The sequence below is a fragment of the Herbaspirillum frisingense genome, from assembly GCF_047325095.1.
In the GTDB taxonomy this organism is placed as follows: domain Bacteria; phylum Pseudomonadota; class Gammaproteobacteria; order Burkholderiales; family Burkholderiaceae_D; genus Herbaspirillum; species Herbaspirillum frisingense.
In genome coordinates this window covers 3,850,650-3,871,360 of record NZ_CP168558.1, presented here as the reverse complement: position 1 = coordinate 3,871,360, position 20,711 = coordinate 3,850,650, and the positions used below count along the sequence as shown (strand labels likewise).

The following is a 20,711-nucleotide window of genomic DNA, read 5'->3' as shown; positions in this document are numbered from 1 at the left end:
GGACAACAACAATGACGATGCAACTGGATGTGGTGACCTGGGGTGAAGCCCTGGCACTGCTGGTGGCCGATGAGGTCGGCCCCTTCGAGGAAGTGGAAAAATACACGCGCCGCCTGGCCGGGGCCGAGACCAATGTAGCCATCGGGCTGGCGCGCCTGGGCCTGAAGGTGGGCTGGGCCAGCCGGGTGGGCAATGATGCCTTCGGGCGCTTCATCCGCCAGCGGGTGGCGCAGGAGGGCGTGGATGTCAGCCGTGTGCTGACCGACAGTGAATTCCGTACCGCCATCCAGTTGAAGGCCAAGGCCGTGGATGGGGCCGATCCGGCCATCGAGTATTACCGCAAGGGCTCGGCGGCCAGTCATCTGTCGCTGGCCGATTTCGATGCCGACTACTTCGGCGCGGCGCGGCACTTGCATGCCACCGGCATTGCACCGGCCCTGTCGGCCACGACCATGGCGTTTGCCCATCATGCGATGGATTTCATGCGCAGCCAGGGCAAGACGATTTCCTTCGACCCCAACCTGCGGCCCATGCTGTGGTCTTCGCAGGAAGTGATGGCCCAGCAGTTGAATGCGCTGGCCTTCAAGGCTGACTGGGTGTTGCCGGGCCTGGCCGAGGGCCGGATTCTGACCGGCCACAGCGAGGCGCGCGATATCGCCGCCTTCTATCTGGAACGTGGCGTGCAGATGGTGGTCATCAAGCTCGGTGCGGAAGGCGCCTACTGGCGCAATGCGCAGGGCGAGGGCAGGGTGGCCGGCGTCGCGGTCAAGGAAGTGGTCGATACCGTGGGCGCCGGTGACGGCTTTGCCGTGGGCGTGATCAGCGGCATGCTGGAAGGCTTGCCGGTGGAGCAGGCAGTGATGCGGGGCAACCGCATCGGTGCCTTCGCCATCCAGGTGGTGGGCGATATGGAAGGCCTGCCGACACGGGCCGAGCTGGAGGCGGCTTCGGCCTAGTTTCCCCCGGGCCAGGATTCAACAAACAGGAAATACGATGAAGCAGCGTGTAGTGGTCTACAAAAAATTGCCCGAAGCGTTGGCGCAGCGCCTGCAGTCGGAGTTCGACGTGAGCTGGTTCGACCGCGTCACCGAGGCCAATCGCGCCGACTTCATCGCCGCGCTCAAGACCGCGCACGGCATGATCGGGGCCAGCCTGCCGATCACCAATGCCATGCTGGAGGGGGCGCCGGAGTTGAAGATCGCCTCCACCATCTCGGTCGGGGTGGACAATTTCGACCTGGAGTATTTCCGCCAGCGCGGCCTGATGCTGGCGCATACGCCGGGCGTGCTGACCGAGGCGACCGCCGACACCATCTTTGCCCTGATCCTGTCCACCGCCCGCCGGGTGGTGGAGCTGGCCGGGTACGTCAAGGCCGGTCAGTGGAAGGGCAGTATCGGCGAGGCCCAGTTCGGCGTGAACGTGCACGGCAAGACCCTCGGCCTGATCGGCATGGGACGCATCGGCAGCGCGGTGGCGCGCCGGGCGCATCATGGTTTCGGCATGCCCATCCTGTATCACAATACCCGCCCCAATCCCGAGGCCGAGCGCGAACTTGATGCGCGCTATGTCAGCAAGGAAGAGCTGCTGGCGCAGGCCGACTTCGTCTGCCTGATGCTGCCGTTGATGCCCGCCACCGAGCGCATGATCGGCGCGCGCGAATTCGGGATAATGAAGCGCAGTGCCATCTTCATCAATGCCTCGCGAGGCCGTATCGTCGATGAGGCCGCGCTGATCCGGGCGCTGCAGGACAAGACCATCTACGGCGCCGGCCTGGATGTGTTCGAGGTCGAGCCACTGCCGGTCGAGTCGCCCCTGCTGACATTGTCGAACGTGGTGGCCTTGCCTCACATCGGTTCGGCCACCCACGAAACGCGCCTGGCCATGGCCGAACTGGCCGTCACTAACCTGATTGCCGGCCTGCGCGGCGAACCGGTTCCCCACCTGGCAGTCTGATCCCCACGGATATTGCCCGCAGGCACAGCCCGGGCGATTCCGCTGCATGAAGTTTTTTTCACTTGCGAAGCATTTCCTCTTCCGTTCACGTGAATCTTTGGTGTATGCTGCGAACATTAAAAAGAACGATCGTGCTAAAAAACGGTAGGCAGTTCGTTTTGCTTTTATAATCCTGCGGAAGTTTACGTTTACGTCAATTCCTTTTTGCAAGGGCCATGCGATGAAAGTATTAGTACCAGTCAAGCGCGTCGTGGATTACAACGTCAAGGTGCGCGTCAAGAGCGACGGCAGCGGCGTCGATATCGCCAACGTCAAGATGTCGATGAACCCGTTTGACGAAATCGCGGTGGAAGAAGCCGTCCGCCTGAAAGAAGGCGGCAAGGTCACCGAGGTGATCGCCGTCTCGGCCGGCGTGACCCAGTGCCAGGAAACCCTGCGCACCGCCATGGCCATTGGCGCCGATCGCGGCATCCTGGCTGAAGTCGGTGCCGATGTGGAACTGCAACCGCTGGCCGTGGCCAAGATCCTCAAGGCGCTGGCCGAGAAGGAACAGCCGCAGCTGATCATCCTGGGCAAGCAGGCCATCGACGATGACTGCAACCAGACCGGTCAGATGCTGGCGGCCCTGCTGGGCTGGCCGCAAGCCACCTTCGCCTCCAAGGTCGTGCTGGAAGACGGCAAGGTCAGCGTGACCCGCGAAGTGGACGGCGGCCTGGAGACCCTGGCCCTGACCCTGCCGGCCATCATCACTACCGACCTGCGCCTGAACGAGCCGCGTTATGTGACGCTGCCCAACATCATGAAGGCCAAGAAGAAGCAGCTGGATACCGTCAAGCCCGAGGAACTGGGCGTGGACGTCACCCCGCGCGTGAAGACGCTCAAGGTCACCGAGCCGGCCAAGCGCAGCGCCGGCGTGAAGGTGCCGGATGTCGCGACCCTGGTCGCCAAACTGAAAAATGAAGCCAAGGTGATCTGATCATGACCGCACTCGTTATTGCTGAACACGACAACGCCAGCCTCAAGGGCAGCACCCTCAATACCATCACTGCCGCCGTGCAGGCCGGTGGTGACGTCCACGTGCTGGTGGCCGGTTCCAATGCCAAGGCCGTGGCCGATGCCGCTGCGCAAGTCGCCGGTGTGGCCAAGGTCCTGTTGGCCGATGGCGCGCAATTCGCCGATGGCCTGGCCGAGAACGTGGCCGAACAGGTCCTGGCCATTGCCAAGGACTACAGCCACATCCTGGCGCCCGCCACCGCCTACGGCAAGAACATCCTGCCGCGCGTGGCCGCCCGCCTGGACGTGGGCCAGATTTCCGACATCACCAAGGTGGAGTCGGCCGATACCTTCGAGCGTCCCATCTACGCCGGCAACGCCATCGCGACCGTGCAGTCGATCGACCCGATCAAGGTCATCACCGTGCGTACCACTGGTTTCGATCCGGCTGCACAGGGTGGCTCGGCCGCCGTGGAGAGCATTGCGGCGGTGCCCGATTCGGGCAAGTCCAGCTTTGTCGGCCGTGAGGTCGCCAAGTCGGATCGTCCGGAACTGACGGCCGCCAAGATCATCGTCTCCGGTGGTCGTGGCATGGGCTCATCGGAAAGCTTCAAGATCCTGGAGCCGCTGGCCGACAAGTTGAACGCCGCCATGGGCGCCTCCCGCGCCGCCGTCGATGCGGGTTACGTGCCCAACGACTGGCAGGTTGGTCAGACCGGCAAGATCGTGGCGCCGCAGCTGTACATCGCCGTCGGTATCTCCGGCGCGATCCAGCATCTGGCCGGGATGAAGGATTCCAAGGTCATCGTCGCCATCAACAAGGACGAGGAAGCGCCGATCTTCTCGGTGGCTGATTACGGCCTGGTGGGTGACCTCTTCGAGGTCGTGCCGGAGCTGGTCAAGCAGCTCGGTTGATCACAACGTACCGTAGTTTTCGCCCCGGCTTTCGCCGGGGTGTTTTCATGCAAGCAAGGAATGCCGCCAGAGCGTTCCCTATTGGAGGTTGGAGATGAGTTACACCGCGCCCGTGAAGGATATGTTGTTCGTCATGAACGAACTGGCCGGCCTGGCTGCCGTCAATGCGCTGCCTGGCTGCGAAGATGCCACGCCGGAAACGGCCGAGGCCATCCTGGAAGAAAACGCCAGGTTCTGCAGCGAGGTGGTCGCGCCGCTGAATCATTCTGCCGACAAGCAACCCAGTTCCTGGGCCGATGGCAAGGTGACCACCAGCCCTGGCTTCAAGGAAGCCTTCCGTCAGTTCGGCGAGGCCGGCTGGCAAGGCGTGCAGCACCCGGTGGAGTTCGGCGGGCAAGGCCTGCCCAAGCTGCTGGCTACCCCCTGCATCGAGATGCTGAATTCGGCCAACCTGTCCTTTGCGCTGTGCCCGCTGTTGACCGACGGCACCATCGAGGCGCTGATGACGGCCGGCACCCAGCAGCAGAAGGAAACCTTCATCGCCAACTTCATCTCCGGCAAGTGGACCGGCACCATGAACCTGACCGAGCCGCAGGCCGGCTCCGACCTGGCGCTGGTGCGTACCCGTGCCGTGCCGGAGGGGGATGGCACCTACAAGCTCTTCGGCACCAAGATCTTCATCACCTACGGTGAGCACGACATGGCCGAGAACATCGTCCATCTGGTGCTGGCCCGTACCCCCAATGCGCCTGAAGGCGTGAAGGGCATTTCGCTGTTCATCGTGCCCAAGTTCCTGGTCAATGCCGATGGTTCGCTGGGTGAGCGCAACGACGTGCATTGCGTGTCCATCGAACACAAGCTGGGCATCAAGGCCAGCCCGACGGCCGTGCTGCAGTTCGGCGACCATGGTGGCGCCATCGGCACGCTGGTGGGTGAAGAGAATCGCGGCCTGGAATACATGTTCATCATGATGAACGCGGCGCGCTTCGCCGTGGGCATCCAGGGTCTGTCGGTGTCGGAGCGTGCCTATCAACAGGCCGTGGCCTATGCCCGCGACCGCGTGCAGTCACGCGACCTGGCAGGCTCGCCTGGGCCGGTGGCCATCATCCGCCAGCCGGACGTGCGCCGCATGCTCATGTCCATGCGCGCCCAGATCGAGGCGGCGCGTGCGCTGGCCTACGTGGCCGCGGCCACCTCGGATGCGGCGCACTTCAGCGACGACGAGGCCACCCGCAAGGCCAATCAGGCTTTCTATGAATACCTGGTGCCCATCGTCAAGGGCTGGATCACCGAGCTGTCCATCGATGTCACTTCCACCGGTGTGCAGGTGCATGGCGGCATGGGCTTCATCGAAGAGACCGGCGCTGCGCAGTATTACCGCGATGCCCGCATCCTGCCCATCTACGAAGGCACCACGGCCATCCAGGCCAATGACCTGGTCGGCCGCAAGACCACCCGCGATGGTGGCGCAGTGGCCAAGGGCATCCTGGGTCAGGTGCGTCAGACCGTCTCCGAGTTGCAGGGTGATGCGCAATTGCAGCCCATCGCCACGCGCCTGGCCGAGGCTGCCGATGCGCTGGAACAGGTGGTCGATTATGTGGTGGGCAACGTCAAGGGCGACATCAAGGCGGTCTTCGCCGGCAGCGTGCCTTACCTGAAGATGGCCGGCGTGGTGCTGGGCGGCTGGCAGATGGCGCGCGCGGCAGCGGTATCGGCCTCCAGGCTCAAGTCCGGGGAGGGTGACAGCAAGTTCTACGAGGCCAAGCTGGCCACGGCGCGTTTCTATGCCGAGCAGATCCTGCCGCAGGCGCTGGCCTATCGCACGGCCATCGTCGAGGGTGGTCAGGCGGTGATGGCGCTGGACGAAGACCAGTTCTGACCCGGTCTTGAACCTGTCAGCCCGGAAGGCCGCTCTGGCGGTTTTCCGGGCTTGTGTCTTTCTGGGGAGTTTGCGTGGGCCTTCAGCCGAAGGCGCCGCCGGTGAAGAGCAGGTCAAAGCTGCGCGCCAGCAGGGCGATCACGCCCATGGCACCCAGGCCGACGGTGAGTACCAGGATCACCGCCAGTATCCAGTGCGATTCCGAGGTCTTGCCACTGCCGGCATTGTGCCGGGCATCCCATTTCTCGTCAGGCGTGAGACCGATCACCAGCGCTTCCAGGCAGGCGATCAGCGCGGAGAGCACCAAGGGCAGGGCGGTGAACAGTCGGGGAGCTTCCGGTTGCGCCGCCATCAGGGCCAGCGACAGCGGGATGGCCAGGATGTGCAGCCAGCCGAAGCGGTCGCGTCCGCCATACAGATAGAAACGATGCAGGCCGATGCTGCCGGTCACGGTGGCCAGGAAGGTCGTCAGGGTCTTGTTCTTGTGGCGGGGTGCTGAAGGCATGCCGGTTGTCTCTTTGTTCTGGTTGTTGCCGTGGCGCATGACGCTCCCGGCAATGTTGTTGTCAAGCTGTCGGCGCAGTATAGCCGAGGCGCTGGTGCAGGGGGCTTGCCTGCGGGATAGCCCAGAAGGCCTGCCGTGTCCGATGTGGCAGCAGATCTGATGTCATTTGGCATCAGATCTGCTGCTTTTTGGGGCGTTTCTGGGTGTTTCTGCGTTGGTCAACTGCACAAAAGCACCAAGCAGCTTGCCCGAGGGTGGGGAAGTCCGTTATAATCTGCGGCTTTTCCGTGTCCGTATTCTTACTGGAACCATTATGGTCGTTATTCGTTTAGCTCGTGGCGGCGCCAAGAAGCGCCCCTTCTACAACATCGTTGCAACCGACTCGCGCAATCGTCGCGATGGCCGTTTCATCGAGCGCATCGGCTTCTACAACCCGGTCGCTTCGGGCAAGGAAGAAGCAGTGCGTATCGCTGCTGACCGCCTGGCTCACTGGCAAGGCGTTGGCGCACAACTGTCGCCGACCGTTGCTCGCCTGGTTGCCCAAGCTGGTACCAAGGCTGCTGCCTGATCAAGTTTTTCCTGTCTGATCCGGCGCTGCGACCTGTCGTGGCGCAAGTGTGAAGAACAGGTCTGGCGTACTCATGACTTATCCAGCCCAGGCGGGTTTCTCCGCACCCGACGATCTCGTGGTCGTCGGCCATGTGACAGGAGCCTACGGAATCCAGGGCTGGATTCGCGTGCGTCCGTATTCTTCGGAAGCGGATGCCTTGTTGAATGCCAAGACCTGGTGGCTGGAGAAAACCGGCCAGCCCAAGCAGGACGTCGATGTCATGCAGTCCAAGGGGCATAGCGGCGATATCGTCGCGCGCTTGACCGGGGTAGCCGACCGCAATGCGGCCGAAGCGATGAAGGGAACGGTGGTCTCCATCTCCCGCAAGCACTTCCCGGCACTGGATGACAATGAATTCTACTGGGTCGACCTGATCGGCTCGGCGGTGGAAAATCTCCAGGGTGAACAGCTGGGCGTGGTGTCCGACATGATGGACAACGGCGCTCATCCCATCCTGAAGGTGACGGCTCCGACACAGGAAACTGCGGTCGAGCCCGAAGACGCTGTCGAAGCAAAGCCCAGGAAGGGCGCCAGGGAAAAATCCGTGGCTGCGCCTGAGATGCTGATCCCCTTCGTCGACCAGTTCGTCAAGACGGTACTGCCGAAGGACAAGAAGATTGTCGTCGACTGGGGCAAGGACTACTGAATGTTGGAGAACTACTGACCGCCCAGGTCAGTTTTTCTTTTCCGCCCCGCTTGATGTCGAGAGTTACCTGGAAATGGAGGCGTGATGCAGTTTGATGTCGTCACTCTGTTTCCCGAAATGTTTGCGGCGCTGACGCAATCCGGCATTACCCGCCGGGCGCTGGAGCAGAAGCGCTGGGGCTTGTCGCTGTGGAATCCGCGTGAATTCACCACCGACAACCATCGCACCGTGGATGACCGTCCCTATGGGGGTGGTCCCGGCATGGTGATGCTGGCCAAGCCCCTGCAGGCGGCCATCGAGGCTGCCCAGGCACGCCAGCAGACGCTGGGCCTGGACAAGCCACGGGTGATCTACCTGTCGCCGCAAGGCGCGCCGCTGACCCATGAACGGGTGGTGCGGCTGTCGCAGGACAGTGGGGCCGTGCTGCTGTGCGGCCGCTATGAAGCCATCGACCAGCGCCTGCTCGACAAGTGCGTGGACGAGGAAATCAGCATCGGTGATTTCGTGCTTTCCGGCGGCGAACTGCCCGCCATGGCGCTGATGGATGCAGTGATCCGGCTATTGCCGGGTGCGCTTAACGATAGCGCCTCGGCGGTGGAGGACAGCTTCGTCAACGGGCTGCTGGATTCGCCGCATTACACGCGTCCGGAAGTCTATGAAGGTGAGCCGGTGCCCGCCATCCTGTTGGGTGGTCACCATGCCGAGATCCAGAAATGGCGTCGGCAGCGTGCGCTGGAAGCCACCTTGACCAAGCGCCCCGATCTGATCGTCAGGGCCAGGGAACAGGGCCTGTTGAGCAAGACCGATGAAAAGTTTCTGAGCAGCCTGCCACAGCCGTAGTCAGTATCGCGGCATGCAGGTCGCCAAATCGAAGTCGTACCAGCAGTACCGCAGGTCCAGCGATGGACCCGCACCGTGCAGCGGCCTGGCCGCTGCGTTTGAAACCCCATCCTCTACCGGGCTACACAATCAGCCTTCGGGCAACGGCGCCGGCAAGATGGTTACAGGAGCAAAAAATGGATCTGATCCAGCAAATCGAGCAAGAAGAGATCGCGCGTCTCGCCAAGAACATTCCCGACTTCGCCCCCGGCGACACCGTGATTGTCAGCGTCAACGTGGTTGAAGGCACCCGCAAGCGTGCCCAGGCCTACGAAGGCGTGGTCATCGCCCGCCGCAACCGTGGTCTGAATTCCAACTTCATCGTGCGCAAGATTTCGTCCGGTGAAGGCGTTGAGCGTACCTTCCAGCTGTACTCGCCGCTGATCGCTTCGATCGAAGTCAAGCGTCGTGGCGACGTGCGTCGCGCCAAGCTGTACTACCTCCGCGAACGTTCGGGCAAGTCGGCACGTATCAAGGAAAAGCTGCCCAGCCGCGCTGCAAAGGCTGCTGCTGCCGAGTAATCGGTTGCATGTTGATGCGTCAGGAAAAGGGGTGTCTCGCGACACCCCTTTTTCGTTTCCGTCAGTTGCATTGCATTCCTCGTTGAATTCCGATTAACAGATCTCAGATCAAGCGAGCACATCGTGGCCAGTTTCGATCCCGTCAACCTGCCGGTGGATGCCGTCGCCGGCGAAAGCGCCCTGGAAGCGGCGCGCCTGAACGCCGACTGGCTGCGCCAGCGCTTTGCCACACCGCCGCGCTGGGAACCCGAGCACAGCGGCGACCAGTTGGCACGCATGGCCGAGACCAAGGGCCGCTTCCGGCTGGCTTCGGTGTTGATTCCGATCGTGCTGCGGGAAGAGGGGATGACGGTACTCTTCACGCGCCGCACAGCTGACCTGAAGGATCATGCAGGCCAGATCAGCTTTCCCGGTGGTCGTCGCGAAGACTATGACGGCTCGGCCATCGAGACCGCCTTGCGCGAGACCGAGGAAGAAATCGGCCTGGCCCGCCAGTACGTCGAAGTCATCGGCTCCCTGCCGGATTACTTCACCGGCACCGGCTATCGCGTCACCCCCGTGGCCGGGCTGATCCAGCCACCGTTCGAGGCAGTCGGCGATCCCCGTGAAGTGGCGGAAATCTTCGAGGTGCCGCTGGCCTTCCTCATGGATGGCGTGAACCATCAGCGCCGTTCGGTGGAACTGCCCGCGCCGGTCGGGCGCCGCAGCTTCTATACGATGCCCTACGACCGTTATTTCATCTGGGGCGCGACGGCAGGCATGCTGCGTAATCTCTTCCACTTCCTGCGTAGCTGAACTGTCCACTGCCTTTGGTTGTCACTCTGTATCGAATAAGATACGCAAAGTCGTTGTTGATGTTCAAACACGTAAATATTGATGACATTGCGAGCTTGATTCTCGTCAATAAATCAATTGTTTGATTCCCATCTTGCACTGCGCTATCGTACGGGCTACAGAGACACCTAAGGCTGCTTGATGACATTTCTATCCATTCTCTTTGCGCTGTTAATCGAACAACTCAAACCACTGCGTGCGGACAATCCGGTTTATGCATCCATCAAGTCTTTCGCGGCCACGATAGAGGGCTGGTTCAACGCCGGCCACGTTCATCACGGCCGACTGGGCTGGGTGGTGATGGTCGGTGCACTGACCGTGCCGGTGGCGCTGGTGTACTGGTTGCTGCTGCATGTGAGCCTGGTGGCGGCGTTCGCCTGGAACGTGCTGGTGGTCTACATGACGCTGGGCTTCCGTCATTACAGTCATTACTTCACTTCCATCCAGCTGGCCCTGAACACGGGCGACGAGATGGCTGCCCGCACCCTGCTGGCTGAATGGACCAAGCTGGATACCGCCGGCATGGACGTCAGCGAGATTTCGCGCATCGCCTCCGAGCGCGCCCTGATCACCACGCATCGCCATGTGTTTGGCGTGTTCTTCTGGTTCCTGATGCCTGTCGGCCCGGCACTGGCGGTGATGTATCGCGTCGCCGAATACCTCTCACGCGCCTGGAACGAGCCCGATCACATGAAGCTCGAGGCCTTCGGCCGCTTCGCTGCCCAGGCCTTCTACTGGATCGACTGGATTCCGGCACGCCTGACCGCCTCCGCCTTTGCCGTGGTGGGTAACTTCGAGGATGCCATCTACGCCTGGCGCAACTTCGCCAACCGCTGGGAGGACGAGGCCGCCGGTATCATCCTGGCCGCCGGTGGTGGCGCCATGGGCGTGCGCTTCGGCACCGAGAATCAGGCCGCTGCCGGCATCATCCTGCCGGTTGATGCGGCCACGGTCGATTCCATGCCCGAGGAGACCGACGGCCTGCCCGGCGACACACCATCCCCGCGCACCCTGCAGAGCACCGTGGGCCTGGTCTGGCGTGCCTTGTTGCTGTGGATGTTCCTGTTGCTGCTGCTGTCAGTCGCGGTCTGGATGGGCTAGTTCTTTCGAATTAAGACGAGCGGGCGGTGGCCCGCTTCGTTTTTTGGGGAACGCGATTCCCGCCAACCCGGTATACTTCTGGATTCACATCACCAAGATCGCATCCCGCCCGGCAGCAGCTCAGCCCGGACCAGGAACGAGCGACGCGCAGGGCCAGGCAAGGCAGAATGGCTGGAGGCGAGGAGACCGGTAGAAGCCAAGTCTTCTATAAGATATAATACTCAACACCGCAGGCACCCCCGCGACAAGTCGCGCAGGCACCGCGGAATCCAGGGCTCAGGTCTCACCAGGACCGGGGCATTCGGTTGCAAGCGCTATAGAAGAACTGCACGTATGGCTGATCCCATCAAACCCGCAAACGCACCGGCCAAAGAATTCATCATCCTGGGCAAGACCTCGGATGGCCGGCAGTTCCGCCCCAGCGACTGGGCGGAGCGCCTGTGCGGCGTGATGTCGTGTTTCCGTCCGGAGGGCAGTGGCGGGCGCAACGCACACCTGAAGTATTCTCCCTACGTCCTGCCGACCCACATCGATGGCGTGCGCTCGGTGGTGGTCAACGAAGCCCTGCGCGAGCTGGAACCGCTGGCGTATCACTTCGTGGTCAACTTCGCCAAGGACAACGACCTGCAGGTGATCGAAGCCTGTGTCCTGCCTGACCCTCCCAAGGAAAACAAGGCACCCTGAGCCTTGTCATCCCCGCCGGGCGGTTTGTATCGCCCGGGCAATACCCCGCCAGCTTCATGCCGCCCCTGCAGGCGGTCCCGCCAGCAGTTACACTACTACCCGTCTTCACTTCCCGCGCTCAGCCGGACACATCAGCCAGAGCCAGCGGGATCACCTGGCCGTACGCGGCCGCCTAATCACGGAGAAGAAGCATCATGAACCACCGCATGGAGCGCGACACCTTTGGCCTGATCGAAGTCCCGGCCGACCGCCTGTGGGGCGCGCAGACCGAACGTTCGCTGCACCACTTCCACATTTCCACCGAGCGCATGCCAGCCGAGCTGATCGTGGCACTGGCTGCCGTCAAGCGTGCCTGTGCCAGCGTCAATCGCGACCTGGGCAAGCTGGAGGGCAAGAAGGCCGAGGCCATCATCGCTGCCGCTGATGAAGTGATCGCCGGCAAGCATCCGCTGGAATTCCCGCTGTCGGTCTGGCAGACCGGCTCCGGCACCCAGAGCAACATGAACATGAACGAGGTGCTGGCCAACCGTGCCTCCGAGCTGTTGGGTGGCGTACGTGGCGAAGATCGCCTGATCCACCCCAATGACGACGTCAATCGCGGCCAGTCCTCCAACGACATCTTCCCGACCGCCATGCACGTGGCCGCCTGCATGGCCGTGGCGACCCACCTGATTCCCTCGCTGCACGAGCTGCGCGGCACCCTGGCGGAGAAATCCACCCAGTTCGCCGACATCGTCAAGATCGGCCGCACCCACCTGCAGGACGCCACTCCGCTGACCCTGGGCCAGGAGTTCTCCGGCTACGTGGCCCAGCTGGAACATGCGGAGTCGGCCGTCATCGCCACCCTCAATGCCATCTCCGAACTGGCCGCCGGCGGCACGGCGGTCGGCACGGGCCTGAATGCCCACCCCGAATTCGGCGAGCGCGTGGCTGCCGAGCTGGCCAAGTTCTTCGGTTTCCCCTTCAAGACCGCGCCCAACAAGTTCGCCGCACTGGCCGGCCATGATGCCCTGGTGGCGTCGCATGGCGGCCTGAAGACGCTGGCCGCGGCGATGATGAAGATTGCCAACGACGTGCGCTGGCTGGCATCCGGCCCGCGCTCGGGCCTGGGCGAGATCACCATCCCCGAGAATGAACCGGGCAGTTCCATCATGCCGGGCAAGGTCAATCCGACCCAGTGCGAGGCCATGACCATGCTCTGCGCCCAGGTCTTCGGCAACGATGTTGCCTTGAACATCGGTGGCGCCAGCGGTAACTTCGAGCTCAACGTCTTCAAGCCGGTGATCATCCATAACTTCCTGCAGAGCGTGCGCCTGCTGGCCGACGGCATGGCCAGTTTCGAGGAGCACTGCGCCCGCGGCATCGAGGCCAACCGCAGCCGCATCGGCGAACTGATGGAAAAGTCGCTCATGCTGGTGACCGCCCTGGCACCGCACATCGGCTACGACAAGGCCGCCAAGATCGCCAAGCAGGCGCATCACGACGGCACGACCCTGAAGCAGGCCGCTCTGGCCTTGGGCTATGTCACTGAAGAGCAGTTCGTGGAGTGGATCAAGCCGGAGCAGATGACGCGGCCGGGTTGAGCCAGGTTCAGTGTTGCCGGGGCACTGGCATTCCTGAGTTGCCCTGGCGTGATAAGCATTGACGGCCTTGCAAAAGGCCGTTTTTGTTTTTGCAGACCTTGACGGCAAGGCCTTGCCCGGCTGAAGTAGCACGCTGCACATTGCTGCAAAGCACGGTGATTTGCAAAGCCTTTTCAACCCCATGTATATCAATATTGATTAGGGTTACGAATTGAAACATCTCAAGATTTAAGACCAGCCCCGGCGTATATTGCTTTCATGCGCCAGATGCGTCTGCAAGCCGCGCCCGACAAGGAGTTTCGGGCGATCGGGGAAAGCGGCAGCGATGTCATCGGCGATAAATTCCAGACATTCAGAGACACTCCCAAAGGCAATAACATGAAGAAAATAGCGGCAATCGGCGTCTGCGGCGTGCTGGCGGTGGCCGGCCTGGTGGCTAGCGCGTCGGTGTATGCGCATGGGCGCTTCTATGGCGGCGTGGTGATCGGCGGGCCGATCTGGGTGCCGCCGCCGGTCTACTATCCGCCTCCGGTCTATGTGGAACGGGTGCCGGCACCGGTCTACGTGGAGCCGCCGCGCCAGGATTACTGGTACTACTGCGCGGAATCCAAGGCGTATTACCCCTATGTCCAGAACTGCCCCAGTCCCTGGATGAAGGTGGTTCCCAATACCCCCGCCGTTCCCGGCGGTCCCCCGCCGCAATAGTCTGGCGACCGGGTCGCGCAGGCCGTTCTCAGACGCTCTGCGCTAAAGCAATACCTTCACAGATAAAGGAATCAACGTGAAACCCATCTACAAGACCGCCGCTACCGTCACCGCCGTCGGCGCCATGCTGGCGCTCGGTGGTTGCGTCAGCGTGCCGACTGGACCGTCAGTGATGGCGATGCCGGGCAAGGACAAGAGTTACGAGCAATTCCGTGCCGACCAGCAGCAATGCCAGCAGTACGCCCAGGACGCCATCGGCGGGCAGGCGGCGCAGACCCAGAACAATGCGGCCAACAGCGCCGCGGTCGGTACCGCCGTAGGTGCGGTGGCCGGCGCACTGATCGGCGCGGCTTCCGGCAATGCCGGTGCCGGGGCGGCCATCGGTGCCGGTGGTGGCCTGCTGGTGGGCAGCGCAGCCGGCAGCAATGCGGCTGCGGGCGGCAATTATTCCATGCAGCAGCGCTATGACATGACCTATACCCAGTGCATGTACAGCAAGGGAAACCAGGTGCAGCAGCCGGTCCAGACCACCACCGTCTATACCTACCACCCGCGCTACTACTACGCGCCGCCGCCGCCTCCGGGCTACTATGGTCCGCCGCCGACGTATTACGGCCCGCCGCCGGGTGCATATTGAGAACGCAGATGGTGAAGAAAACAAACCGCATCCCCCGATGCGGTTTTTTCTTATGCAACGCAACATGGCGGCCCGCCAGTGCTATACTCGCCGCCATGCTTTTCCGAACCCAACTTGCGAAAACCCAGCATTGGTGGCGCGCCTGACCCAGGCGGCCCGTTTTCACACAGCTTGACCATGTGATGCCGCCGGTTCCGGCGGCATGTTTTTTTCAGCTTCGGACCGGCGGCATTCCAGACAGATTAACGATCAGGAATGACCATGTCTTCGAACGCCACTAGTTCCGCTTCCAGCACGACCTCCGCTTCCACCTTGCCCGTGGTCCTCACCGGCGACCGTCCCACCGGTCCGCTGCACCTGGGGCACTACATCGGTTCCCTCAAATCGCGCGTAGCGCTGCAGGAGACTTCGCGCCAGTTCCTGCTGCTGGCCGACACGCAGGCCATGACCGACAACGTCGGTCGCCACCAGAAAGTCACCGACAACGTGCTGGAGGTGGCGCTGGACTACCTGGCCGTGGGCATCGATCCCGAGAAATCGACCATCTTCATCCAGTCCCAGGTGCGCGAGCTCTACGAACTGTCGATGGTGTTGCTGAACCTGGTGACGGTGTCGCGCCTGGAGCGCAATCCCACCATCAAGGAAGAGATCCGCCTGCGCGGCTTCGAGCGCGATATCCCGGCCGGTTTCCTGACCTATCCGGTCAGCCAGGCGGCGGACATCACCGCCTTCAAGGGGCAACTGGTGCCGGTGGGCAGCGACCAGTTGCCGATGATCGAGCAGACCAACGAACTGGTCCGCAAATTCAACGCCACCGTCGATCGTGAAGTGCTGGTGGAATGCAAGGAAGTGCTCTCCGAAACCGGCCGCCTGCCCGGCATCGACGGCAAGGCCAAGATGAGCAAGTCGCTGGGCAATTCCATCGCCCTGGGCGCGACGCCGGCCGAGATCAAGCAGGCCGTGCACCGCATGTACACCGACCCCAATCACCTGCGCGTGGACGATCCGGGCCAGGTCGAGGGCAATGTGGTGTTCACCTTCCTGGATGCCTTCGACCCCGACCGCGATGCCGTGGCCGAGTTGAAGGCCCACTATACCCGGGGTGGCCTGGGCGACAGCGTGGTCAAGCGTCGCCTGGAAGGCATCCTGCAGGAATTGCTGGAACCCATCCGCACCCGTCGCGAAGAGTTCGCCAAGGACCGTGGCGAAGTGCTGGCCATCCTCAAGCGCGGCACCGAGCGTGCCAGTGCCGTGGCCGCGCAGACCATGTCGGAAGTCAATGCCGCGCTGGGCCTGAACTACTTCGGCTAAGGCGCCCAGGCGACCGCCTGCAGAAAACGAGACCGCCGCTTCCCGGCAAGGGGAGCGGCGGTTTTTTCATGCCTGCGGAGGAGTTCAGCGTGCCTTGGTCGGCGTCATCTGCGGCAGTTCCAGCAAGACTTCCAGCCCACCTTCAGCCAGATTGCGCAGGCGCAGCTGGCCATGATGGTTCTCGGCGATATTGAGCGCGATGGTCAGGCCCAGCCCGGTGCCACCGGTATCGCGTGAACGCGAGGTTTCCAGCCGATAGAAGGGTTCGAAGACTGCCTCCAGCTCGGCATCGGGGATGCCCGGCCCCTGGTCGCGGATACGGATGGCGATCTTCTGTTGCTCCAGGGCGATGCTGACCCGTGCCTGGCGGCCGTACTTGCAGGCATTGTCGATCAGGTTGGTCAGGCAGCGCCGCAGCGCCCCCGGCTGGGCCATCACGAAGGCGCGGGTGCTGCCTTGCAGGCTCACGTCCTGGCCGGCGTCGGCAGCATCGGCACAGACGCTGTCGAGCAGGGAGTCGATATCCAGGGCTTGTATCTTCTCCGAGGAATCCATGCTGCGCGCCAGGTCCAGCCCCTCGCGCACCATGCCGTGCATCACGCCCAGATCGTCGATCAGCTTTTGCTGCAGTTCGGCGTCGGTGACCTTTTCCAGGCGCAGGCGCATGCGTGTCAGCGGCGTCTGCAAATCGTGGGTGATGGCCGCCAGCATGTGGGTGCGATGCTGTATCTGGCGCCGGATGCGGCCCTGCATGGCATTGAAGGCATGCGCCGCCTGGCGGATTTCGGTGGGGCCGGTCTCGGCCAGCGGCGCATGGTCGATGTCGCTGCCCAGGCGCGATGCGGCCTGCGCCAGCTGGCGGATCGGGCGGGTCGCCATGCGCGCCACCAGCCAGGCCAGCATTGCGATCAGCGCCAGGAACAGCATGATGTACTGCAGGCCGAACGGGCCACCCGGTCCACCGCGTCCGCGCAGGGTAGGGGGCTCGCCCGGCTGGTGCAGGCGCAGGCGCATCAGGGCCTGGTCGTGCAGGCTCACGTAGATCACGCGGCAGGTGTCGCGGCGCGGGGCGTGGGCATCATCGGCCCGCAAGGGCGGGCATTCGCTTTCGCGCTGGACGGCGATCTTGCGGTCCTCCCCCAGACGCGACTGCAGCATCTCGATGAGCGGGCTGGTGCTGGCGTTGGGACCGATGGCGTCATTCATGTCGTCCACCATGCGCGCCTCGAAACCGAAGTTGGTGGCGGCCTGCAGCACGATGGGACGTTGCGGCGGCGGGATGTCGTCCACCGCCTGGACGATCTGTTCCACGCGGTCGGCCAGATGCTGGAAGCGCAGTTCGCGCAAGGTGCTGCGGCGCTCGTTGCCAGACAACCAGGTGGTGGCCATGACCGCCACCACGATGCCCGCCAGCAGCAGGAAGAAGATGCGGTTGCCGATGGAGCCCAGGAAATCCTTCATGCCGGCCGGCCTGCACCTTCCGCGCTGACCGTGGTGGCCAGCACATAACCCTCGTTGCGCACGGTCTTGATGATGGTGGGCGTGCGCGCATCGTCACCCAGCTTCTGGCGCAGGCGGCTGATCTGGATATCCACCGAGCGGTCGAAGGGATCGGATTCGCGGCCCTGGGTCAGCTCCAGTAACTGGTCGCGGTTGAGCACCCGGTTGGGATGGTCCAGGAACACCTTCAGCAGCCGGAACTCCGCCCCCGACAGGGCTACCACCACGCCATCGCGGTTCACCAGGTGGCGCGCCGTCAGGTCCAGCGTCCAGCCGGCAAAGCGCATGGTGGCCACGTCCGGCTGGGCCATGTTGGGCGGCAGCGCCTGGGTACGGCGCAGCACGCTGCGGATGCGGGCGAACAGCTCGCGGGGCTCGAAGGGTTTGGCCAGGTAGTCGTCGGCGCCCATTTCCAGGCCCAGGATGCGGTCCAGCGGCTCGCCGCGCGCGGTCAGCATGATCACCGGCACCGATGAGGTGGCGCGCAGGTTGCGACACAGCGTCAGGCCGTCTTCCCCGGGCAGGGTCAGGTCCAGCACGATCAGGTCCACCCGCGACTCTTCCAGCACCCGACGCATCTCGCTGCCATTGGTGGCGGTCAGGGTGCGCAGGCCGTTGCTGTCCAGGTATTCGGCCAGCAGGGTGCGGATGTCGCGGTCGTCATCGACGACGAGGATGTGAGTATTTGTATCCATGGGACGCATTATGCCGAACTTGTCCGTACGTGCAGGATGGATTTGTATCGGGTCTTTACAAGGAGGGGGATGGAAATAAAACGATACCTGCGAGGCCTGCGGATATACAAAACGATACAAATGACGGCACAGCGGAAAAATCGCCGATACACGCCGCCGGTTTAATGGGAACCGTGCCAAGACAGCACTTCGCTGTATGACAGTACAAGCGCAGTACAAGCACAGTACCAAGCGCAAGACCCACTGAAAGGAGCAACACATGTTGACATTCAAGAACCGTATCCTGGCCGGCATCGCCGCCGTAAGCATCAGCGCCGTGACCCTGTCGGCCTTCGCCCAGATGCCCCCGGACGGCCCGAAAGGCCACGCCCCGAGCCCGGAACAGATCGCCAAGTTCGAGCAGATGCGCGCCAAGCACCAGGCCCAGCTGCACGACAAGCTCAAGATCACCGCCGCCCAGGAAGCCGGCTGGAAGCTGTTCCTGGACAAGACCAAGCCGGCCCCGTTTGACCGTGCCGCCCGTCCCAACAAGGAAGAATGGGCCAAGCTGTCCACCCCGGAACGCCTGGACAAGCAGCTGGACATGATGCGCAAGCGCGAATCCTTCGCCGAACAGCGCATCGCCGCCACCAAGGAGTTCTACGCCACCCTGTCGCCGGAGCAGCAGAAGACCTTCGACGCCGAGTTCGCCAAGATGCAGCACCATCGCTGGGAACAGATGCATCACGGCCAGCGTGGCGAACACAAGGGCCCGCCGCGTGACGGCAAGCCCGCTCCCGACGCACCGGCCAAGTAAGGCACACGGCGGCATTCGCCCGTGCGTTGCAAGTGCGGGCGTTTTCCACCCCGACAGCCTTGCGCTTGACCCGCAAGGCTGTTCTCATTGGCGCGGCCGGCAATAGCTGGGTACACTGCGTGCCAGCCGATGCAGGTGGCATGCGTGGTTGCAGAGTTGCAAGCCGCCCAGGAGAGAATAGCGGTAGGCGGCCCGATCCAACAGGATGGGCCGCCTTCCCTTATGCTCTTGCCTTTGCGTGACCGGATAACGGCACGCCGACGCGATGGCAGAGCGCTGCATCGACTTCCCATGAGACAAGGCCGCCTGTTGGCGGTCTGCATACGTGATCGGTTTACTGGTTTCCCTGACATGACAAATACTCCCAATCCCGGCCAGCCATCTCCCTCCCCATCTCCTTCGCGTTCCCGTGGCAGCATCCTGCGCCGCTGGTGGTTCTGGGTACTGGTGGCCGCACTGGCCGCCGGTGGCGGGTACAAATACTGGTCCAAGAAGAAGGCCGAGCAGGAGCAGATGAGTGCCATGGGTGGCCCCGGTGGCCCCGGTGGCCGTCCAGGTGCTGGCGGTCCGGGCGCCCGCCGCCCGGGTGCCGGCGCCTTCGCAGGCCAGACGATGCCGGTGTGCGTGGCCAAGGCCCGGGTGCAGGTTTTGGTTGTCTTCCTGAACTGACTGGGGGCAGTCACCCCCACGGCCACCGCCACCGTGCGCGCCCGGGTCGATGGCCAGTTGATGAAGCTGCATTACAAGGAAGGCCAGGTGGTCAAGGCCGGTGAGCTGCTGGCCGAGATCGACCCGCGCTCGCTGCAGGCCGCGCTGACCCAGGCCGAAGGCCAGCTGGCGCGCGACCGCGCACTGCTGAGCTCGGCCCGGCTTGACCTGAAGCGCTACCAGACCCTGCTGTCGCAGGACTCCATCGCCAGCCAGCAGGTCGACACCCAGGCCGCGCTGGTCAAGCAATATGAGGGAACGGTCAAGGCCGATGAGGGCAGCGTCGCCAGCGCCCGCCTGCAGTTGTCGTTCACCCGCGTGATCGCCCCCATCAGTGGCCGCCTGGGCCTGCGCCAGGCCGACGTCGGCAACAACGTCACCACCAGCGACACCAACGGCCTGGTCATCATCACCCAGCTGCAGCCGATCACCGCCATCTTCAGCATTCCCGAAGACAATATCCCCAAGGTCTTGCAGCAGCTGCAGAGCGGTCGCAAGCTGCCGGCCCAGGCCTGGGACCGGGAGCAGAAGAAGAAACTGGCCGACGGCGTGCTGCTGACCATCGACAACGTGGTCGATTCCACCACCGGCACGGTCAAGCTCAAGGCCCAGTTCCCCAATACGGACTACGCGCTGTTCCCCAGCCAGTTCGTCAATATCCGCCTGCAGCTCAATACCGAACAAGGTGCCACCGTCATCCCGACGGCCGCCATCCAGCGCGGGGCCAAGGGTCTGTTCGTCTATGTGGTCAAGGAAGACAACACCGTCACCGTGCGCCCGGTCAAGACCGGCCCGGTACAGGATGACCTGACTGTCATCACCGACGGCGTGGCCGCCGGCGAGACCGTGGTCATCGACGGCATCGACCGGCTGCGCGAAGGCGCCAAGGTCGAGGCCGTGGCACGCGGTGGTGCCGACGACCCGGCCAACAAGCTCACCACCGAGAACCCGGACGCACGCCGCCATGGCAAGCGTGGTCAGGGTCAAGGACAAGGGCCGGGACAGGCCGCAGGGCAGGGCGTGGAAGGAGGTCAGGGCGGCCAGGCCGGCATGAGCCCGGAAGAGCGCCAGAAGCGCTGGGCCGAGCTCAACAAGCGCATCGATGCTGGCGAATTCGGCGAAGAGATCAAGAAGCTGCCTGAAGACCAGCGTCGCCAGAAGATGATGGAACTGCGGCGCCAGCGCGAGGCGGGCAATGCCAATGGCGGCGCCGGTGGTGCCAGCAACGCAGGCAACGCCAACGGCGCCAAGTAAGC

At 63.2% G+C, this 20,711-nt stretch carries 20 protein-coding genes and 1 pseudogene; 18 read left to right on the top strand and 3 right to left on the bottom strand.

Features of this window, described 5'->3' with window-relative positions; genetic code table 11:
* The first annotated feature begins 11 nt into the window (after positions 1 to 11).
* The 5 genes from ACEOAC_RS17850 to ACEOAC_RS17830 all read left to right on the top strand — a co-directional run bounded on the left by ACEOAC_RS17850 (position 12) and on the right by ACEOAC_RS17830 (position 5,740).
* Positions 12 to 956, top strand: a complete 945-nt coding sequence (locus ACEOAC_RS17850; RefSeq protein WP_274620064.1) for a sugar kinase — start codon at positions 12 to 14, stop codon at positions 954 to 956.
* Between the two features lie 37 nt (positions 957 to 993).
* Positions 994 to 1,953 (top strand): 2-hydroxyacid dehydrogenase, encoded by a 960-nt coding sequence (locus tag ACEOAC_RS17845; RefSeq protein ID WP_413443868.1) that lies wholly within the window; start codon positions 994 to 996, stop codon positions 1,951 to 1,953.
* 220 nt (positions 1,954 to 2,173) lie between these two features.
* Entirely contained in the window at positions 2,174 to 2,929 is a 756-nt protein-coding gene (locus tag ACEOAC_RS17840) for an electron transfer flavoprotein subunit beta/FixA family protein (RefSeq protein WP_006462401.1), read from the top strand.
* Between the two features lie 2 nt (positions 2,930 to 2,931).
* The gene (locus ACEOAC_RS17835) at positions 2,932 to 3,861 is read left to right on the top strand and encodes an electron transfer flavoprotein subunit alpha/FixB family protein (RefSeq protein WP_413443867.1); all 930 of its coding nucleotides are present in this window, start codon (positions 2,932 to 2,934) and stop codon (positions 3,859 to 3,861) included.
* A gap of 94 nt (positions 3,862 to 3,955) precedes the next feature.
* On the top strand, positions 3,956 to 5,740 hold the full coding sequence (locus ACEOAC_RS17830; RefSeq protein ID WP_006462403.1) for an acyl-CoA dehydrogenase: 1,785 nt from the start codon (positions 3,956 to 3,958) through the stop codon (positions 5,738 to 5,740).
* Positions 5,741 to 5,822: 82 nt separating this feature from the next.
* Here the strand turns inward: ACEOAC_RS17830 and ACEOAC_RS17825 are convergent, their stop codons facing one another.
* Positions 5,823 to 6,245 (bottom strand): TM2 domain-containing protein, encoded by a 423-nt coding sequence (locus ACEOAC_RS17825; protein WP_102661395.1) that lies wholly within the window; start codon positions 6,243 to 6,245, stop codon positions 5,823 to 5,825.
* A 313-nt stretch (positions 6,246 to 6,558) separates the two neighbouring features.
* Here ACEOAC_RS17825 and rpsP point away from each other — a divergent pair, with 313 nt between their 5' ends.
* The 11 genes from rpsP to trpS all read left to right on the top strand — a co-directional run bounded on the left by rpsP (position 6,559) and on the right by trpS (position 15,756).
* Positions 6,559 to 6,813: a 30S ribosomal protein S16 gene (gene rpsP / locus ACEOAC_RS17820; protein ID WP_006462405.1), complete on the top strand. Its 255-nt coding sequence runs from the start codon at positions 6,559 to 6,561 to the stop codon at positions 6,811 to 6,813.
* 73 nt (positions 6,814 to 6,886) lie between these two features.
* Positions 6,887 to 7,501: a ribosome maturation factor RimM gene (gene rimM / locus ACEOAC_RS17815; protein WP_413444909.1), complete on the top strand. Its 615-nt coding sequence runs from the start codon at positions 6,887 to 6,889 to the stop codon at positions 7,499 to 7,501.
* Between the two features lie 84 nt (positions 7,502 to 7,585).
* Positions 7,586 to 8,341, top strand: coding sequence for a tRNA (guanosine(37)-N1)-methyltransferase TrmD (gene trmD, locus ACEOAC_RS17810; protein ID WP_102661397.1), 756 nt, complete (start codon positions 7,586 to 7,588; stop codon positions 8,339 to 8,341).
* Between the two features lie 176 nt (positions 8,342 to 8,517).
* On the top strand, positions 8,518 to 8,901 hold the full coding sequence (gene rplS, locus ACEOAC_RS17805) for a 50S ribosomal protein L19 (RefSeq protein ID WP_413444910.1): 384 nt from the start codon (positions 8,518 to 8,520) through the stop codon (positions 8,899 to 8,901).
* A 123-nt stretch (positions 8,902 to 9,024) separates the two neighbouring features.
* Positions 9,025 to 9,696 (top strand): CoA pyrophosphatase, encoded by a 672-nt coding sequence (locus ACEOAC_RS17800; protein WP_006462409.1) that lies wholly within the window; start codon positions 9,025 to 9,027, stop codon positions 9,694 to 9,696.
* Positions 9,697 to 9,876: 180 nt separating this feature from the next.
* On the top strand, positions 9,877 to 10,836 hold the full coding sequence (locus ACEOAC_RS17795; RefSeq protein WP_413444911.1) for a CobD/CbiB family protein: 960 nt from the start codon (positions 9,877 to 9,879) through the stop codon (positions 10,834 to 10,836).
* 333 nt (positions 10,837 to 11,169) lie between these two features.
* Positions 11,170 to 11,520: a DUF3579 domain-containing protein gene (locus ACEOAC_RS17790; protein ID WP_006462412.1), complete on the top strand. Its 351-nt coding sequence runs from the start codon at positions 11,170 to 11,172 to the stop codon at positions 11,518 to 11,520.
* A gap of 194 nt (positions 11,521 to 11,714) precedes the next feature.
* Positions 11,715 to 13,103 carry a class II fumarate hydratase gene (gene fumC, locus ACEOAC_RS17785; RefSeq protein WP_413444912.1) on the top strand — a complete coding sequence of 463 codons (1,389 nt, stop codon included), beginning with the start codon at positions 11,715 to 11,717 and terminating at the stop codon, positions 13,101 to 13,103.
* 378 nt (positions 13,104 to 13,481) lie between these two features.
* A complete protein-coding gene (locus ACEOAC_RS17780; RefSeq protein ID WP_077237976.1) occupies positions 13,482 to 13,808 on the top strand; it encodes a hypothetical protein in 327 nt (108 codons plus the stop codon).
* A 76-nt stretch (positions 13,809 to 13,884) separates the two neighbouring features.
* Positions 13,885 to 14,445 carry a glycine zipper family protein gene (locus ACEOAC_RS17775; protein WP_006462416.1) on the top strand — a complete coding sequence of 187 codons (561 nt, stop codon included), beginning with the start codon at positions 13,885 to 13,887 and terminating at the stop codon, positions 14,443 to 14,445.
* A 261-nt stretch (positions 14,446 to 14,706) separates the two neighbouring features.
* On the top strand, positions 14,707 to 15,756 hold the full coding sequence (gene trpS, locus ACEOAC_RS17770; RefSeq protein WP_006462417.1) for a tryptophan--tRNA ligase: 1,050 nt from the start codon (positions 14,707 to 14,709) through the stop codon (positions 15,754 to 15,756).
* An 84-nt stretch (positions 15,757 to 15,840) separates the two neighbouring features.
* On the opposite strand, the gene ACEOAC_RS17765 is transcribed toward trpS, so the two are convergent.
* A complete protein-coding gene (locus ACEOAC_RS17765; RefSeq protein WP_413628495.1) occupies positions 15,841 to 17,217 on the bottom strand; it encodes an ATP-binding protein in 1,377 nt (458 codons plus the stop codon).
* Entirely contained in the window at positions 17,214 to 17,951 is a 738-nt protein-coding gene (locus ACEOAC_RS17760) for a response regulator (RefSeq protein ID WP_006462419.1), read from the bottom strand. The genes ACEOAC_RS17765 and ACEOAC_RS17760 overlap by 4 nt, the downstream gene beginning before the upstream one ends.
* 259 nt (positions 17,952 to 18,210) lie before the next feature.
* On the opposite strand from ACEOAC_RS17760, the gene ACEOAC_RS17755 reads away from it, so the two are divergent.
* Entirely contained in the window at positions 18,211 to 18,747 is a 537-nt protein-coding gene (locus ACEOAC_RS17755; protein WP_413445691.1) for a Spy/CpxP family protein refolding chaperone, read from the top strand.
* A gap of 351 nt (positions 18,748 to 19,098) precedes the next feature.
* Positions 19,099 to 20,709: pseudogene (locus ACEOAC_RS17750) on the top strand (MdtA/MuxA family multidrug efflux RND transporter periplasmic adaptor subunit).
* The last annotated feature ends 2 nt before the right edge of the window (positions 20,710 to 20,711 follow it).

Excerpts from the sequence above, each read along its gene's own strand:
- ACEOAC_RS17850 (WP_274620064.1), top strand. The coding sequence starts at position 12 with ATGACGATGCAACTGGATGTGGTGACCTGGGGTGAAGCCCTGGCACTG.
- ACEOAC_RS17845 (WP_413443868.1), top strand. The coding sequence starts at position 994 with ATGAAGCAGCGTGTAGTGGTCTACAAAAAATTGCCCGAAGCGTTGGCG.
- ACEOAC_RS17840 (WP_006462401.1), top strand. The coding sequence starts at position 2,174 with ATGAAAGTATTAGTACCAGTCAAGCGCGTCGTGGATTACAACGTCAAG.
- ACEOAC_RS17835 (WP_413443867.1), top strand. The coding sequence starts at position 2,932 with ATGACCGCACTCGTTATTGCTGAACACGACAACGCCAGCCTCAAGGGC.
- ACEOAC_RS17830 (WP_006462403.1), top strand. The coding sequence starts at position 3,956 with ATGAGTTACACCGCGCCCGTGAAGGATATGTTGTTCGTCATGAACGAA.
- ACEOAC_RS17825 (WP_102661395.1), bottom strand. The coding sequence starts at position 6,245 with ATGCCTTCAGCACCCCGCCACAAGAACAAGACCCTGACGACCTTCCTG.
- rpsP (WP_006462405.1), top strand. The coding sequence starts at position 6,559 with ATGGTCGTTATTCGTTTAGCTCGTGGCGGCGCCAAGAAGCGCCCCTTC.
- rimM (WP_413444909.1), top strand. The coding sequence starts at position 6,887 with ATGACTTATCCAGCCCAGGCGGGTTTCTCCGCACCCGACGATCTCGTG.
- trmD (WP_102661397.1), top strand. The coding sequence starts at position 7,586 with ATGCAGTTTGATGTCGTCACTCTGTTTCCCGAAATGTTTGCGGCGCTG.
- rplS (WP_413444910.1), top strand. The coding sequence starts at position 8,518 with ATGGATCTGATCCAGCAAATCGAGCAAGAAGAGATCGCGCGTCTCGCC.
- ACEOAC_RS17795 (WP_413444911.1), top strand. The coding sequence starts at position 9,877 with ATGACATTTCTATCCATTCTCTTTGCGCTGTTAATCGAACAACTCAAA.
- ACEOAC_RS17790 (WP_006462412.1), top strand. The coding sequence starts at position 11,170 with ATGGCTGATCCCATCAAACCCGCAAACGCACCGGCCAAAGAATTCATC.
- fumC (WP_413444912.1), top strand. The coding sequence starts at position 11,715 with ATGAACCACCGCATGGAGCGCGACACCTTTGGCCTGATCGAAGTCCCG.
- ACEOAC_RS17780 (WP_077237976.1), top strand. The coding sequence starts at position 13,482 with ATGAAGAAAATAGCGGCAATCGGCGTCTGCGGCGTGCTGGCGGTGGCC.
- trpS (WP_006462417.1), top strand. The coding sequence starts at position 14,707 with ATGTCTTCGAACGCCACTAGTTCCGCTTCCAGCACGACCTCCGCTTCC.
- ACEOAC_RS17765 (WP_413628495.1), bottom strand. The coding sequence starts at position 17,217 with ATGAAGGATTTCCTGGGCTCCATCGGCAACCGCATCTTCTTCCTGCTG.
- ACEOAC_RS17760 (WP_006462419.1), bottom strand. The coding sequence starts at position 17,951 with ATGGATACAAATACTCACATCCTCGTCGTCGATGACGACCGCGACATC.
- ACEOAC_RS17755 (WP_413445691.1), top strand. The coding sequence starts at position 18,211 with ATGTTGACATTCAAGAACCGTATCCTGGCCGGCATCGCCGCCGTAAGC.